The 13,703-nt window shown below is 64.9% G+C and carries 12 protein-coding genes; 3 read left to right on the forward strand and 9 right to left on the reverse strand.

Annotated features, from left to right (window positions below; translation table 11 throughout):
* Positions 1-149: 149 nt before the first annotated feature.
* The 8 genes from CAG41_RS03440 to CAG41_RS03475 form a co-directional block, all read right to left on the reverse strand.
* Positions 150-2,072: a PrkA family serine protein kinase gene (locus CAG41_RS03440; RefSeq protein WP_085586276.1), complete on the reverse strand. Its 1,923-nt coding sequence runs from the start codon at positions 2,070-2,072 to the stop codon at positions 150-152.
* 296 nt (positions 2,073-2,368) lie between these two features.
* Positions 2,369-2,698, reverse strand: a complete 330-nt coding sequence (glpE, locus tag CAG41_RS03445; RefSeq protein ID WP_085586274.1) for a thiosulfate sulfurtransferase GlpE — start codon at positions 2,696-2,698, stop codon at positions 2,369-2,371.
* 33 nt (positions 2,699-2,731) lie between these two features.
* The gene (locus CAG41_RS03450) at positions 2,732-3,613 is read right to left on the reverse strand and encodes a symmetrical bis(5'-nucleosyl)-tetraphosphatase (RefSeq protein ID WP_085706705.1); all 882 of its coding nucleotides are present in this window, start codon (positions 3,611-3,613) and stop codon (positions 2,732-2,734) included.
* A complete protein-coding gene (gene apaG / locus CAG41_RS03455; RefSeq protein ID WP_085586270.1) occupies positions 3,613-3,993 on the reverse strand; it encodes a Co2+/Mg2+ efflux protein ApaG in 381 nt (126 codons plus the stop codon). Before apaG ends, CAG41_RS03450 begins: the two co-directional genes overlap by 1 nt.
* A 107-nt stretch (positions 3,994-4,100) precedes the next feature.
* Positions 4,101-4,919 (reverse strand): 16S rRNA (adenine(1518)-N(6)/adenine(1519)-N(6))-dimethyltransferase RsmA, encoded by an 819-nt coding sequence (rsmA, locus tag CAG41_RS03460; protein ID WP_085586268.1) that lies wholly within the window; start codon positions 4,917-4,919, stop codon positions 4,101-4,103.
* Positions 4,916-5,905 (reverse strand): 4-hydroxythreonine-4-phosphate dehydrogenase PdxA, encoded by a 990-nt coding sequence (pdxA, locus tag CAG41_RS03465; protein WP_085657163.1) that lies wholly within the window; start codon positions 5,903-5,905, stop codon positions 4,916-4,918. The genes rsmA and pdxA overlap by 4 nt, the downstream gene beginning before the upstream one ends.
* A complete protein-coding gene (gene surA, locus CAG41_RS03470) occupies positions 5,902-7,218 on the reverse strand; it encodes a peptidylprolyl isomerase SurA (protein ID WP_139831412.1) in 1,317 nt (438 codons plus the stop codon). Before surA ends, pdxA begins: the two co-directional genes overlap by 4 nt.
* Entirely contained in the window at positions 7,199-10,012 is a 2,814-nt protein-coding gene (locus tag CAG41_RS03475; RefSeq protein ID WP_085636824.1) for an LPS-assembly protein LptD, read from the reverse strand. Before CAG41_RS03475 ends, surA begins: the two co-directional genes overlap by 20 nt.
* Positions 10,013-10,142: 130 nt before the next feature.
* On the opposite strand from CAG41_RS03475, the gene CAG41_RS03480 reads away from it, so the two are divergent.
* The 3 genes from CAG41_RS03480 to CAG41_RS03490 are packed head-to-tail and all read left to right on the forward strand — an operon-like array spanning position 10,143 to position 12,599.
* Complete coding sequence (locus tag CAG41_RS03480; protein WP_085586260.1) at positions 10,143-11,162, forward strand: aminoglycoside phosphotransferase family protein; 1,020 nt, start codon at positions 10,143-10,145, stop codon at positions 11,160-11,162.
* A complete protein-coding gene (gene murU / locus CAG41_RS03485; protein WP_085586258.1) occupies positions 11,159-11,830 on the forward strand; it encodes an N-acetylmuramate alpha-1-phosphate uridylyltransferase MurU in 672 nt (223 codons plus the stop codon). The genes CAG41_RS03480 and murU overlap by 4 nt, the downstream gene beginning before the upstream one ends.
* Before the next feature lies 1 nt (position 11,831).
* On the forward strand, positions 11,832-12,599 hold the full coding sequence (locus CAG41_RS03490; protein WP_085629938.1) for a TerB family tellurite resistance protein: 768 nt from the start codon (positions 11,832-11,834) through the stop codon (positions 12,597-12,599).
* 114 nt (positions 12,600-12,713) lie between these two features.
* Here CAG41_RS03490 and CAG41_RS03495 read toward each other — a convergent pair whose 3' ends face one another.
* The gene (locus CAG41_RS03495) at positions 12,714-13,703 is read right to left on the reverse strand and encodes an alpha/beta hydrolase family protein (protein ID WP_085586254.1); all 990 of its coding nucleotides are present in this window, start codon (positions 13,701-13,703) and stop codon (positions 12,714-12,716) included.

Here is a 13,703-nt window from a genome sequence, read left to right on the forward strand (position 1 = left end):
GAATGCCAAGGGACGTACACGCTCCCCCAAGCGCTTTGGGTGCTGCCTGAACCCCGCTACCGCCTTTGGAACACCTTCCTGAGGCCTGTGTAACAGAAAATGCGCACACAGGCCCCGGGCTGACGACAACCGGTCTGACCGGCCGCGGGTTACTGTGATTTCCTGACCCGCAGGTACCACTCGGAGAGCAGCCGTACCTGTTTGTCGGTGTAGCCGCGTTCGACCATCCTGGTGACGAAGTCGTTGTGCTTTTGCTGGTCCTCTTTGCTGGCCTTGGCGTTGAAGCTGATGACCGGCAGCAGGTCTTCGGTGTTCGAGAACATTTTCTTCTCGATGACCACCCGCAGTTTCTCGTAGCTGAGCCAGGTCGGGTTCTTGCCGTTGTTGTTGGCGCGGGCACGCAGCACGAAGTTGACGATCTCGTTGCGAAAATCCTTCGGATTGCTGATGCCGGCCGGTTTCTCGATCTTTTCCAGTTCCTCGTTGAGGGCGACGCGGTTGAGGATCTCGCCGGTTTCCGGATCGCGGTATTCCTGGTCCTGGATCCAGAAGTCCGCGTACAGCACGTAGCGGTCGAAGATGTTCTGGCCGTACTCGCTGTAGGACTCGAGGTAGGCGGTCTGGATCTCCTTGCCGATGAACTCGATGTAGCGCGGGGCGAGGTACTCCTTCAGGTAGCGCAGGTAGCGTTCGCGGGTCTCGGCCTGGAACTGTTCCTGTTCGATCTGCTGTTCCAGCACATAGAGCAGGTGCACCGGGTTGGCAGCGATCTCGTGCGGGTCGAAGTTGAACACCTTGGACAGGATCTTGAAGGCGAACCGGGTCGACAGGCCGTTCATGCCCTCGTCGACGCCCGCCGCATCGCGGTATTCCTGGATCGACTTGGCCTTCGGATCGGTGTCCTTGAGGTTTTCCCCGTCGTACACGCGCATCTTCGAGTAGATGTTGGAGTTCTCGGGCTCCTTGAGGCGCGACAGCACGGTGAACTGCGCGAGCATCTTGAGGGTGTCCGGCGCGCAGTGGGCCCGGGCCAGGGAGCTGTTGAACAGCAGCTTGTCGTAGATCTTCACCTCATCGCTGACCCGCAGGCAGTAAGGCACCTTGACGATGTAGATCCGGTCGATGAAGGCTTCGTTGTTCTTGTTGTTGCGGAAGGTGTGCCACTCCGATTCGTTGGAGTGGGCCAGCAGGATCCCGGTGAACGGAATCGCGCCCAGGCCTTCGGTGCTGTTGTAGTTGCCTTCCTGGGTGGCGGTCAGCAACGGGTGCAGCACCTTGATCGGCGCCTTGAACATCTCGACGAATTCCATCAGGCCCTGGTTGGCCCGGCACAGCGCCCCGGAATAGCTGTAGGCGTCGGCGTCGTTCTGCGGGAATTCCTCCAGCTTGCGGATATCGACCTTGCCCACCAGCGCGGAGATGTCCTGGTTGTTCTCGTCGCCCGGTTCGGTCTTGGCCACGGCGATCTGGTTGAGGATCGAGGGGTACAGCTTGACCACGCGGAACTGGCTGATGTCGCCGCCGAACTCGGCCAGGCGCTTGGTCGCCCAGGGCGACATGATGGTGTTCAGGTAGCGGCGGGGGATGCCGAAGTCCTCTTCGAGGATCGCGCCGTCTTCGGTGGCGTTGAACAGCCCCAGGGGCGATTCGAACACCGGCGAGCCCTTGATGGCATAGAAGGGCACCTTCTCCATCAGTTGCTTGAGCTTCTCGGCCAGGGACGACTTGCCGCCGCCCACCGGGCCGAGCAGGTAGAGGATCTGTTTCTTCTCTTCCAGGCCCTGGGCCGCATGGCGGAAGTACGACACGATCTGGTCGATGCATTCTTCCATCCCGTGGAAGTCCTCAAAGGCCGGATAGCGGCGGATCACCTTGTTGGAGAAGATGCGTGACAGCCTCGAATTGGTCGAGGTGTCGAGCAGCTCGGGTTCGCCGATGGCCAGCAACAGACGCTCGGCGGCGGAAACGTAGGCGCTGCGGTCCTTTTTGCACAGTTCCAGGTATTCCTGCAGCGAGAATTCTTCCTGGCGTGTGGACTCGAAGCGTTGTTGGAAGTGGCTAAAGATACTCATGACGTCACCTCGCTCGATACGTGGAGCCGACGCCGGATCACTCAGTCGATGCTGGCAAGCAGCCGCTTGAGCAGCTGTTGTTTACCCCCCAGAACTCTTCCGCGCCGACAACCGCGAAAGCTACTCCCGATGACCCGTGCGCCGGTGTACCGGCTCTCCCCTGTTTTGGATGGCCTGGGCTTAAGGATAGTTGGGAATTGGCGAGGTAAAGGCGAGATGCGTAATTAGTTGTGGCAGACCGTTCGTCCGCCACCGTGCAAGCCCGCGGGAGCCGGGGCTTGCAGGTCGCAAAAAAATTATTCGGCGGCGCCTTGGGCGGTTTCCGAAGGATAGGTCGCACGCCACAGCTCGAAGCCGCCGTCCAGGCTGTACACGTCGGAGAAGCCCTGGCCCACCAGGTAGGCGGCCGCGCTCTGGCTGGAGTTGCCGTGGTAGCAGACCACCACCGTCGGGGCGTCGAGGTCGGCGTTGCGGATGAAGTCGGCGACCGAGTGGTTGTCCAGGTGGTGCGATCCGGTGACGTGCCCGCTGGCGAAGGCTTGCGGGTCACGGATGTCGACCACCACGGCGCCTTGCTCGCGCAGGGCCTTGGCCTGTTCCGGGGGGATGCGTTTGAATTCGCTCATGGCGGGTTCCTGTGGTCCGGCGGGTGACGCAGTCTAGCGCGGGGCGCTGGCTGACGTGGAGTGGGGGATAAGGGGGGCGACGGTCGGCAGGGCGTTGCCGTGGTCGTCGCATTTGCACGACAGGCGCTCGCCGCTGTCGACGTTCATCAGGGTGAGGCTGCCGCCCCACACGCAACCGGTGTCGAGGGCGCAGATGCCGGGCTCGTGGACGATGCCTTCGAGCGCCGCCCAATGGCCGAAGATGATCCGCAGGCCGCGGGTCCGGCGCTCCTTGTGCTGGAACCAGGGCTTGTAGCCGGGCGGGGCGGTGTCCAGGCCTTCCTTGCTCTTGAGGTCGAGCTTGCCCTCGGGGGTGCAGAAACGCATCCGGGTGAAATAGTTGGTGATCACCCGAAGGCGCGTCACGCCCTTGAGGCTGTTGTCCCATTTCGCCGGATCGTTGCCGTACATGCCGTCCAGGTAGGCGGGGAACAGGTTGTCGTCGCGCAGGGCCGACTCGACCTCTTCGGCGCACTTGAGCGCCTTGCGCAGCGACCACTGCGGCGGGATCCCGGCGTGCACCATGGCGATCTCGCGCCGCTCGTCGTAGTGCATCAGCTTCTGCCGGCGCAGCCAGTCCAGCAGCTCGGGGCCGTCGGGGGCTTCGAGGATCTCGCGCAGGGTGTCGCTCTTCTTCATGCGCTCGATGTTCTGGCCGGCGGCCAGCAAGTGCAGGTCATGGTTGCCCAGCACGCACACCAGCGAGTCGCGCAGCCCGTACAGGTAGCGCAGGGTCTCCAGGGACTGCGGGCCGCGGTTGACCAGATCGCCCACCAGCCACAGACGGTCCAGCGCCGGGTCGAAGGCGACCTGGCGGAGCAGGCACTTGAGCGGTTCGAGGCAGCCTTGCAGGTCGCCCACGGCGTAGGTCGCCATCAGTGCAGGGCTCCGGGCACGGCGAGGCGGAAAGGCTTGATGACGGCGTCGAAATGCTTGCCGTCGTCGGCGACCATTTCGTAGGAGCCCTGCATGGTGCCGACCTGGGTGGTCATCACCGTGCCGCTGCTGTAGGTGTGGCTCTGGCCCGCTTCGATCAGCGGTTGCTGGCCCACCACGCCGGCGCCGCGGACTTCCTCGACATGCCCGTCGCCATCGGTGATGACCCAGTGCCGCGACATCAGTCGGGCCGGCCGGTCGCCGTTGTTCTGCACGGTGATGGTGTAGGCGAAGGCGAAGCGGTCGTGCTCGGGTTGCGATTGGTCTGCCAGGTAGCGGGTGACCACGCTGACGTCGACCTGATAACGGGGATCGGACATGCAAAAGGCCTTAAGAGCGAAGCGCAACGCAGGGGTGCGGCTGATGGGGATTCAGTCTAGGCAAGTATCGGGCAACAGACCAGCGCGGCGGTTGCCCGATGACGCCGTCAGTCGGCCTTGGGCGGCTGCTGGGGTTTCTCGGCGAGCTGGTCGGCCAGGCGTACGAACGCCGCCAGGTCCAGTTGCTCGGGACGCAGGCTGCCGTCGACGCCCGCCGCTTCGATCTCGGCGCTGGTGAGCAGTTGCTTGAGGGTGTTGCGCAGGGTCTTGCGGCGCTGGTTGAACGCCTCGCGCACCACGCGCTCGAGCAGCCGGTGATCCTTGGCCGGGTGCGGCAGCACGGCGTGGGGCACCAGGCGGACGATGGCCGAGTCGACCTTCGGCGGCGGGTTGAACGCGCCGGGGCCGACGTTGAACAGATGTTCGACCCGGCAATGGTACTGGACCATGATCGACAGGCGACCCCAGTCGCCGCCGCCGGGGCCTGCGGCCAGGCGCTCGACCACTTCCTTCTGCAGCATGAAGTGCATGTCGCGGATCAGGTGCGAGTTGTCCAGCAGGTGGAAAATCAGCGGGGTGGAGATGTTGTACGGCAGGTTGCCCACCACCCGCAGCGTGTTCGGCGCGGCGTTGAGGGTGTTGAAGTCGAACTTCAGCGCATCGCCCTGGTGCAGGTTGAAGTTGCTCTTGCCGGCGAACTGACTGTTGAGGATCGGGATCAGGTCCTTGTCCAGCTCGACCACGTCGAGCTGGGCGCCGGCGCCGAGCAGGCCTTCGGTCAATGCGCCCTGGCCCGGGCCGATCTCCAGCATGCGGTCTTCGGGCTTGGCGTGGATGGCGCGCAGGATGCGGTCGATGATGCCCGCATCGTGCAGGAAGTTCTGGCCAAAGCGTTTGCGCGCCTTGTGTTGGTATTGCTCGGTCATAAACGGGTCTCGGCCATCTGGTAGGCGGTTTCCAGGGCGACCTGCAGGCTGCCGGTGTCGATCCGGCCGCTGCCGGCCAGGTCCAGGGCGGTGCCGTGGTCGACGGAGGTGCGGATGATCGGCAGGCCCAGGGTCACATTGACCGCTGCGCCGAAGCCTTTGTACTTCAGCACGGGCAGGCCCTGGTCGTGGTACATCGCCAGCACCGCGTCGCAGTGCTCCAGATATTTGGGGGTGAACAGGGTGTCGGCCGGCAGCGGGCCGCGAAGGTCCATGCCTTCGCTGCGCAGACGCTCCAGCGTCGGTTCGATGATGTCGATTTCTTCATGGCCCAGGTGGCCGCCTTCGCCGGCGTGCGGGTTGAGCCCGCAGACCAGGATGCGCGGCCGGGCGATGCCGAACTTGTCTTGCAGGTCGGCGTGCAGGATCCGCGTGACCCGCTCCAGCCGCTGCGGCGTGATCGCGTCGGCGATCTCGCGCAGGGGCAGGTGGGTGGTGACCAGCGCCACGCGCAGGCCGCGGGTGGCGAGCATCATCACCACCTGGGCGGTGTGGGTCAGGTCGGCGAGGAATTCGGTGTGCCCGGAGAAGGCGATGCCGGATTCGTTGATCACGCCCTTGTGCACCGGGGCGGTGATCATCCCGGCGAAGTCGCCGTTCAGGCAGCCTTGGCCGGCGCGGGTCAGGGTTTCGAGGACGAACGCGGCGTTGGCCTTGTCCAGTTGCCCGGTGACCACCGGGGCGCTCAGCGGCGTGTCCCAGACGTACAGGCTGCCGGCCGGCGCCGGAGCGTCCGGCCAGTGGTCAGGGGTGACGGCCAGCACGTCGACGGCCAGCCCCAGCTGCGCGGCCCGCTCAAGGAGCAGGTCGCGGCTGGTGATGGCGATCAGGGGGTGCGGCTGGGCCTGCGAGGCGAGCAGCAGGCACAGGTCGGGACCGATGCCGGCCGGTTCGCCGGGTGTCAGCGCGAAACGCTTGGGTTTCACTGCGCTGCCTGGTCTGCGCCAGGGAGTTTGATTTCAACGTAGGCTTCGTCACGGATCTGACGCAGCCAGGTCTGCAGCTCTTCGTCGTACTTGCGGTTGCGCAGCACGGTCATCGCTTGCTGCTCCCGCGCCTGGGCGGTGCTGTCGGTGGCGCGGCGGCCAAGGACTTCCAGCACGTGCCAGCCGTACTGGGTCTGGAACGGCTTGGACAGCTGACCCTGCGGGGACTTGGCCATCACGGCGCGGAACTCCGGCACCAACGCGTTCGGGTCGATCCAGTTCAGGTCGCCGCCGTTGAGGGCGGAACCCGGGTCTTCCGAGTATTTCTTCGCCAGCTCGGCAAAGTCTTCGCCGGCTTCGATGCGGTTGTACAGCGACTGGGCCAGCTCTTTGGTCTTCGCCTCGTCACGGACCGGACTTGGCTTGACCAGGATGTGGCGCACATGCACTTCGTCGCGCACCTGGCCTTCGCCGCCGCGCTTCTCCAGCAGCTTCAGGATGATGAAGCCGCCCGGGGTGCGGGCCGGTTGGGTGATTTCGCCCGGCGACATGCTGCTCAGTTCGCGGTCGAACGGCGGCGGCAGCTGGGCGGCCTTGCGCCAGCCCATGTCGCCGCCTTCCAGCGCGTTGTCGCTGGCGGACTTGGCCACGGCCATCTGGCCGAAGTCGGCGCCTTGTTTGAGCTGCTGGTAAACGTCCATGGCCTGGCGGGCGGCGCTCTGAATCGCTTCGGAGTTGGCGCTTTCCGGGGTCGGGATCAGGATGTTGGCCAGGTGCAGCTCTTCGGAGAGCTGCATCTTGCCCAGGTCCGAGGCCAGGAAGTTCTTCACTTCCTGTTCCGACACCTGGATGCGTTCGGCCACACGGCGCTGACGCACGCGGCTGATGACCATCTCGCGGCGGATCTGGTCGCGGGCTTCGTCGTAGGACAGGCCGTCGCGGGACAGCGCGGCGCGGAACTGGTCCACGGTCATGTTGTTGCGCTGGGCGATGGTGCCTACGGCCTGGTTCAGCTCTTCGTCGGTGATGCGGATGCCGGAGCGTTCGCCGATCTGCAGTTGCAGGTTCTCGACGATCAGGCGTTCCAGCACTTGCTGGTCCAGCACGCCCGGAGGCGGCAGGCCGCCGCCGCGCTTGGCGATGGTTTTCTGCACCTCGTGGACGCGTTGGTCCAGCTGGCTCTGCATGACCACGTCGTTGTCGACGATGGCCACCACTTTATCGATGGACTGCACCGCGGCGCCGGCCGAAGTACCGAGGAACAGCGCGCCCAGCATCAGCGGGCGCAGACAATCAGAAAGCTTGGTCTTCACGTTGACGATAACCTTGGATGCCTTTGTCGAGGAAGCTCTCTACCTTGGTGCCTACGACACCGCCGAGGCCTTTCAGGACGATTTGGAGGAAGACGCCGTGGTCGCCTTTTTCGTTTTGCGGAGCCTGCTGACTGAACTCGTCGTAGGACACCCAGTAACGGTTGATCAGGCGCAGTTTCCAGCAGCAGTTGTCGTACTCGAAACCACCGAAGGCTTCCAGCGTGCGATTGCGGTTGTAGTCGTACTGCCAGCGGCTGATGGCGCTCCACTGCGGCACGATCGGCCAGATCGCCGAGAAGTCGTGCTGCTTGATCTTGTAGTAGTCCTTCACGTAGTTCGGATCGCCCGGTACGCCGTAGTCGCCGCCGCCCACCGACCATTTGCCGGTGTTCTGGTCGTAGCGGACCTGGTCGTTGCGGTAGCGGTAACCGAAGTTGACCACCTTGTTCGGGTTGTCTTCAGGCTGGTAGTGGAACATCGCGCTGCCCGAACGCGGGCTGCGGCTGTCCGGATCCCAGTTGTAGTCCGCGGTGGTGCGCCAGTCGCGGTTCCAGCGGTACTCGTATTCCAGCGCGTACGGCGAGACGTTGGAGTGCGCGTCGTCGCGGGTCTTGGCGTCGATGCCCGGCAGCTGGACTTCGCGATCCTTGAAGTAGAGGGCCTGGCCGACGCTGATGCGTTGACGCTCGAAGCCGTCGTCCTCGATCCAGCGGCTGGTCACGCCCAGCGACAGCTTGTTCTCGTCGCCGACGCGGTCGGCGCCGGAAAAGCGGTTGTCGCGGAACAGCGAGGCATAGTTGAACGTGTATTCGCTGGTGTCGAATACCGGGATGTCCTCTTGGTCGACCTCCGGTACGTAGAGGTAGAACAGGCGCGGTTCCAGGGTCTGGCGGTAGTTCTTGCCGAAGTAGGACGTGTCGCGGTCGAAGTACAGGCCGCTGTCGATGCTGGCGATCGGTACGCCGCGGTTCTGGTTGCTGCCGAACTTGCCGCCGAGGTACTTGGTGCCGGCAGCGGCTGCCGCCGCTTCCTGCTGCACGATCTGGTTCTTGCCGGTGCTGTCCAGGTCCAGCTGGTACTGGGTGTACTGGTACTTGAGCGATGGCTTGAGGAAACCATAGGTCCAGTTCAGCGGCAGGCTGACACCCGGCTTCAGGTTCAGGCGGTCGCCGTTGGCGCGGGCCAGGCCGGTAACGTTGTTGTCGAGACGGCTTTCGACGCTGCCGTCCTCGTTCACGAAGTTGCCGTTCTTCAGGTCACGGTCGAAGCGAACCAGCTCCGTCTCGTAGTCGAAGTCCAGGCCTTCCGGATGGTAAGGCAGCTGGCCGTTGAAGGTGATCTGCGGCAGGCGGTCATACGGCGTGATGTTCGACACGGTCGCCAGTTGGTAAGCCTGGGCGTTCAACCGGGCGGTGTAGCTGTCGCCGCGGTAGGTGACCGAGCCTTGCTGGTTCACGTAGTCGGCGCTCTTCACGCCGATCTGGTCGGTTTCCAGGTCTTGGAAGTAGTACGGGTCGCTGATCTTGGTGTAGTCGACCTGGGTGAACACGCGGGAGTCGAGACCGCCCTTGTGCTGCCAGTTGTACATGTACCGGTTCTTCTGGTAGTCGGTCTGCTTGCTGCGGTCGGTGTCCTCGTCATTGAGGTACGCCGCACCGAACTGCCCTTCGCTGGACTTGGTCAGGTAGCGGAACTCGCCTTCCATCAGCAAGCCGCGCTTGGCCATGTAGCGTGGGTACAACGTGGCGTCGTAGTTCGGCGCCAGGTTGAAGTAGTACGGGGTGACCAGCATGAAGCCGGTGTCGCTGCTGGTGCCGATGCTCGGCGGCAGGAAGCCCGACTGGCGGCGGTCGTCGATCGGGAAGTAGATGTACGGGGTGTACAGGACCGGAATGTCCTTGACCCGCAGCGTCACGTTGGTCGCGGTGCCGAAGCCGGTGGCCGGGTTCAGGGTGATGTTGTTGCCCTTGAGCTGCCAGGCGTTGCTGTTCGGTTCGCACGTGGTGTACGTGCCGTCCTTGAGGCGGATGATCGCGTTCTCGGCCCGTTTGGCGTACAGCGCGTTGCCGCGGATGCGCGACTTGTGCATCACGTACTCGGCGTTGTCGACCTTCGCTTCACCGGTGTCCAGCTGCACGTCGGCGTGGTCGCCGACGATCAGCGCGCCGTTGTCGCGGATGCGCACGTTGCCCGCCAGTTCGCCGCGGCTCTCGGCCTGGTATAGGTTGGCCTCGTCGGCCTCGACCTGCATGCTGCCCTGACGCATGACCACGTCGCCGGCCAGGCTCGCGACCTGCGAATCCTGCTGGTAGCGGGAGGCCTTGGCGCCGATGAAGGTCGGTGCGTCACTTTTGTTCGTCTTGTCATTCATGCCAGGACGAATCGGTTCGATATAGGAACCAGAGCAGTAAGGACCTGTCTCGGCCAGTTGGGCGGCGGTGAGCTTCTCGCGCGGCACCCAGTCGAGGTGACTGTAGTCTTCGCTGCGGGATTTCAGGCCACGGCCCTTGGACTCGGTGACGAGCACGGGTTTGGGGCCGGTGTCCTGGCTGGCGCCGCTTTCGGCCGGCGCTTCGCCGGCGGCGCTGACGGCGCTGCCGTCATGCACCGGACGCGGCGGCAAGGCAGCGGCCGTGGACTTGGGCGCACAGGCCCAGCCGCCCGACTCCGAGACGGAGCAGTCATACTGCTCGGCCGCGGTGACGAAGGAACTGGCCAGAGGTTGCATGGCCAGCAGGCTGCCGGTCATCAACAACGGAAATTTTTTACGAAACGCGGGGGATTTCAATGCCATCTTATTAGTCCGGGCTTCCTGCGTGCCATCTGCCCGCGGTGTGGGCCGCACGCCTCTCGATGGTCTGAAAAAGATGCTGGATAATAAAGCATGACCCGCTTGACGGCTAGCGCCGTCGGAGACCCTTGCAATGCCTGACCAAGATGTACGCTTGCAACACCTGAAAGTTTGGCTCGACGAACAGCTGGCGACGCTTTTCGCCGAGCAGCAGTGGGGCGCCGTCCCCCCGGCCACCTTGACCGCGGCCAGCAGCGACGCGAGTTTCCGCCGTTATTTCCGCTGGGAAGGCGCCGGGCGCAGCTTCATCGTGATGGACGCCCCGCCGCCCCAGGAAAACTGCAAACCCTTCGTGGATATCGCGTTTCTGCTGGCCAAATCCGGCATCAACGTGCCGAAAATTTATGCGCAGGACCTGGAACGCGGCTTCCTTTTACTCAATGACCTGGGTAACAAGACCTATCTGGACGTGATCGGCAGCGACAACGCCGACGCGCTTTTCGACGATGCCCTGAAGGCGCTGCTGGCGTTTCAGCAGTTGCCGATGGTGGCGCCGCTGCCCAGTTACGATGTCGCTTTGCTCACGCGCGAGCTGGAGCTGTTCCCGGAGTGGTACGTCAAGCGCGAGCTGGGCATCGAGTTCGATCCGGCCCAGCAACGGCAGTGGCAGCAGGTCAGCGAGCTGCTGATCGACAGCGCCCTGGCCCAGCCCAAGGTGCTGGTGCACCGCGACTACATGCCGCGCAACCTGATGCTCAGCGAGCCGAACCCCGGCGTGCTGGATTTCCAGGACGCCGTGTACGGCCCGGTGACCTACGACGTGACCTGCCTGTTCAAGGATGCCTTCCTCAGCTGGCCGCCGGAGCGTGTGCGCGGCTGGCTGCATGGCTACTGGCAACAGGCCTCGGCGCTGAACATTCCGGTGCAGCCGGATTTCGAGGCGTTCCTGCGTGCCAGCGACCTGATGGGGGTGCAGCGCCACCTCAAGGTCATCGGCATCTTCGCCCGCATCTGCCACCGTGACGGCAAGCCGCGCTACCTGACCGATGTGCCGCGCTTCTTCGCCTATATAGATGAAGTGATCGCCCGCCGTCCGGAGCTTGAGCCGTTGCAGGCGCTGCTCGTCAGCCTGCGTGCCGGGGTGAATGCATGAAGGCGATGATTCTGGCGGCAGGCAAGGGCGAGCGCATGCGCCCGCTGACCCTGACCACCCCCAAGCCGCTGGTGCGCGCCGGCGGCATCCCGCTGATCGAGTACCACCTGCACGCCCTGGCGGCGGCCGGTTTCGATGACATCGTGATCAACCACGCCTGGCTCGGCCAGCAGATCGAGGACTACCTGGGCGACGGCTCGCGCTACGGCGTGCGCATCCGCTATTCGCCGGAAGGCGAGCCGCTGGAGACCGGCGGCGGGATATTCCGGGCGTTGCCGCTGCTGGGCGACGAGGCGTTCCTGGTGGTCAACGGCGACATCTGGACGGACTACGACTTCAGCGTGCTGCATCAGCCGATCGCCGGTCTGGCGCACCTGGTGCTGGCGGACAACCCGGCCCATCACCCGGCCGGCGATTTCGTCCTCGACAACGGGCGTGTCCAGGATGGACAGCCACAGGCGCGGACCCTGACCTACAGCGGCATCGCCGTCCTGCACCCGCAGCTGTTCGACGGCTGCGGGGCGGGCGCGTTCAAGCTCGCGCCGCTGCTGCGCGACGCCATGGCGCGCGGCCAGGTGACGGGCGAACGGCTGAAGGGGCAGTGGGTGGATGTCGGCACCCATGAACGTCTGGCCGAAGCCGAAAAACTGATAGAAGCGAGCCGTTGATATGTTGTGGCCAGGGACTCTGATTGGAGCCGGAGCGGGTTTTGCGATCGCCAGCATTCCGGGGGCCATGCTTGGGGCGTTGTTGGGGCAAGCGCTGGATCGGCGCCTGCACCTGCAGAGCTGGGGACATTTGCGCGAACGGCTCGGCGGCAGGCCGATGCTGCGCAACGATGAATTGCTGTTCGTGCTGCTGGGGCGTCTGGCCAAGAGCGACGGGCGCGTCACCGACGGGCATATCCAGCAGGCGCGCCACGAAATGCGTGCGCTGGACATGGGCGAACCGGCCCAGCGCCGGGCGATCGCCGCGTTCAACCGCGGCAAGTCCGGCAACGACAACCTGCGCAGCTATCTGCGGCGGCTGGGGGCCCAGCCCCATGCGGCCGAAGGCGTGCTGCGCGCGTGTTGGCGGATGGTCTGGGCCGACGGCCGGGCCGGCGTGAGCGAGCGCGAACTGTTGGCGCAGTGGGGCAAGTGGCTGGGCTGGACGACGCATCAGGTGCAGGCGCTGGCGGCGGACTACGAGCCGCACAAGCGGCCCATCGTCAGTGCGGCGGTGAGCTATCAGGAAGCGATGCGCCTGCTCGGGGTGTCGGCGACCAGCGAGCCGGCGCAGATCAAGCGGGCGTACCGGCGGCTGCTCAGCCGCCATCACCCGGACAAGGTCGCCGGCAGCGGCGCGACGCCTGCGCAAGTGCGTGAAGCCACGGAGAAGACCCGCGAACTGCACACCGCCTACACCTTGATCCGTGAACGGCGGGATTTTCGCTAGGCACGGTGTTCCGGGGTGTTTGGATCAGTCGAATCGCGAGCAGGCTCGCTCCTACAGTTGACCGTGTTCAAACTGTAGGAGCGAGCCTGCTCGCGATGGGTTCGACGGGTTCTCTCAGTCCGCGCTCTGCGGATTCAGCCAGCCCTTCACCCGACGGAACAGTTGTTCCTGCTCGGCCTTCTTGTCCGGCAGCGCCTTGAGCCCCACCTGGCTGAACGCCGAGGTCTTCAGGCGTTTGCTGGCTTGCAGGCGCTCCAGAGCCGCGTTGCGGTCCGGCGCCTTGTCCATGTAGTAGAGGTCGGCCGTCGGCAGTTTCAGGGTCGGCGTCAGTTCCGCCAGCTCAGGCTTGGCCTTGAGCGGTGCCTGGGCGGCGACCATCACCAGTTTTTCCACTTGCGCGGTCTGCCGTTCGCTCAGGTAGCGCGCCGCCCAATAGGCGCCGGTGCCGTGGCCGAGCACGACGACGCTGCGGGCGCTCTGCTGTTCGGCGTAGGCGATGGCGGCGTCGATGCGGGCGAAGATCCGCTCGGCGTCGGCCTTGGCCTGCTCTTCGGTGGTTTCGGCGACGACCTTGTCGGCCACCTCGGCCTCGCCGCCGGCGGCCTGTTCGATCGGCTCGGCGGTGGTGGAGTCCTTGCTGCCGGGATCGGCGGCTTTCGGCGCCGCCGGCGCTTCGGCGGTGCGCGGCGCGATGGCGTCGCCTTGCAGGTCCGGCAGGGTGATGCTGAGGCTGCTCCACTGCGCATCCGGCAGCTTCTGCCGCAGCGGCGCGATCGCCTGGGGCCAGTCGGCGGTTTCGCCGGCGCCGGGGACGATGATCACCGCACCTTTGGGTTCAGCGGTATTGGCGGGTTTCCACAGGGCGAGGAAACTGTCGCCGCCGGCCTGCAACTGCTGCTGTTCCTGCGCCGGAACCTTGCGTTCGAGTGCCGCCGACTCTTCCTGACTACGCTCAGGCAGTGGCTGGCGTTCGGCCGGCTTCTCGCCGGCAGGTTGTTCTGCCTGGGCGGCAGGGGCCGGATCGGCGGCTTCGACAGAAAACGCACAAGGCAGGATCAGCGACAGGCACAATGCTGGCATTGCCAGGCGGTAGACAGGGGGCAT

Origin of the sequence: Pseudomonas sp. B35(2017) (assembly GCF_002113645.1) — a bacterium.
GTDB classification, from domain to species: Bacteria; Pseudomonadota; Gammaproteobacteria; order Pseudomonadales; family Pseudomonadaceae; genus Aquipseudomonas; species Aquipseudomonas ekonensis.